The sequence below is a fragment of the Gordonia sp. (in: high G+C Gram-positive bacteria) genome (assembly GCF_012515855.1).
Classification (GTDB): Bacteria; Actinomycetota; Actinomycetes; order Mycobacteriales; family Mycobacteriaceae; genus Gordonia.
Genome location: NZ_JAAYXO010000197.1, coordinates 1 through 1,593, shown reverse-complemented (window position 1 = coordinate 1,593; position 1,593 = coordinate 1). Strand labels below are relative to the sequence as shown.

2 protein-coding genes are annotated in these 1,593 nt (G+C 67.4%); both read right to left on the bottom strand.

Annotated features, from left to right (window positions below):
- Nucleotides 1-30 precede the first annotated feature (30 nt).
- Nucleotides 31-1,224, bottom strand: coding sequence for a peptidoglycan-binding protein (locus tag GX543_RS14235; RefSeq protein WP_290852784.1), 1,194 nt, complete (start codon nt 1,222-1,224; stop codon nt 31-33).
- A gap of 211 nt (nt 1,225-1,435) precedes the next feature.
- The coding region (locus GX543_RS14230) for a thioredoxin domain-containing protein (RefSeq protein ID WP_290852786.1) at nt 1,436-1,593 on the bottom strand (158 nt) is incomplete at its 5' end.

Genomic DNA, 1,593 nt, shown 5'->3' with positions numbered 1-1,593 from the left:
TGCCGGCAACCCACCGAAGTGGGGCGGGTGTCAGTAGGAGATCTCTTCTGCGGCAAGCAGATCGGAGAACGTGTAGGTGCCCGTGGGGCGGTCGTTCTCACCGGCCAGGTAGAGCCGCTTGACGGCGACGAGGATGGCCTCGGCGATGGTGTCGCGGGCCTCCGGGTCGTTGAGGAACTGGGCGTCCGACGGATTGGTGATGTAGCCGGCCTCGAGGACGACGACGGGCATCCGGGTCAGCCGCAGCAGACTCCAGGTGCGCTCGTGGCTCCGGCAGTCGAGCAGCGGCGTCCGTGCCACCACTTCGCGCTGCAGATAGCCGGCCAGGTTGCGGCCGATCGTCGAGTACGAGCCGTGCGTCGACCCGTAGTAGAAGGTGGCGACACCGTTGGCCCGCTCATTCGGGTAGTGCGCCAGCCGCAGCGAGATCATCAGATCCGCACCGACCAGATTCGCCACCCGGGCGCGTTCGGCATCGTTCGGCCGTGATTCGCGGTCGTGGGAGAGGAAGGTCTCCATGCCGGCCGCCGACATACGGCCCTCGAGGCGGGCTGCGAGGTCCCACATGAGGGCGTTCCCGACTGCGCCGTCCTCGGCGCTGCCCGGATCGATGAGGATCCGCTTGCCGGTGAGCCGCGGGCCGGAGCGGCGGACCACCTCTTCCTCACGGATGGCATGCGGGGAGCCCCCGGTGACCCGGGACCCCAGACGGTCCAGGGACTTCAGGGTCTCCGGACCGCAGATGCCGTCCGGCGTCAGCCCGTACTCCCCCTGATACAGCACGACGGCGTTGTGGGTCGTCGCCCCGAAGGTTCCGTCGACCAGACCGTGATAGAAACCCAGATTCTGCAGTCGCGACTGCAGGGTGGCGACGTCGTCGCCGCTCATCGGCGCGGACAGCCGGTACAGCAGCACACGGCTGCCGAGCCGGTACGAGGCTTCCAGGAGTGCGGTGTAGGTGGCGGGTCCGACGACGCCGTCGGCGATCAGTCCGCGCTCCTGCTGAAAGGCCTGTACAGCCCGGGCGCAGGCGGCATCGAAGACGGCCTCGCGATGTGCGCGTCCGTGCTGATTCAGTGCTGCGGCGTTCGGCACGGCCGCGTTGGCGAAGGAGGTCTCGTCGGAGACGGACACCACGGGATCGTCGAGCAGACCACGTGCGGAAAGGATGGCACGGATCTCGGCGACGCCCGATCCCCGGTCACCCACGCGCAACGTTGGCATACTCGACCCCACTCACTCGTTTCGTGGTCCTGAGCGCGACTGCGAACCCAGACCGGATGCGTTCATTCTCTCAGGTCTGTCGGGACTGCGACAAATATGCGTGAACTCTTCGTATGACATGCCGCACGCTGCGAATACCCCGTGGGCGGGTGTGCCGCCCCGGGTCGACCCGCACCGTCCCCGACGAACGGCACGGGCCCGAAAAGCCAGGTCAGTCCAGGACGGACGACAGTTCGCGCAGCAGCGCGGCCTTCGCCTTGGCACCCTGGATCGTCTTGGTGACCTGCCCCTTCTCGAAGAGCAGCAGGGTCGGGATGGACATGATCTTGTAGTCGCGGCCGAGGCCAGGATTGGCGTCCACGTCGACCT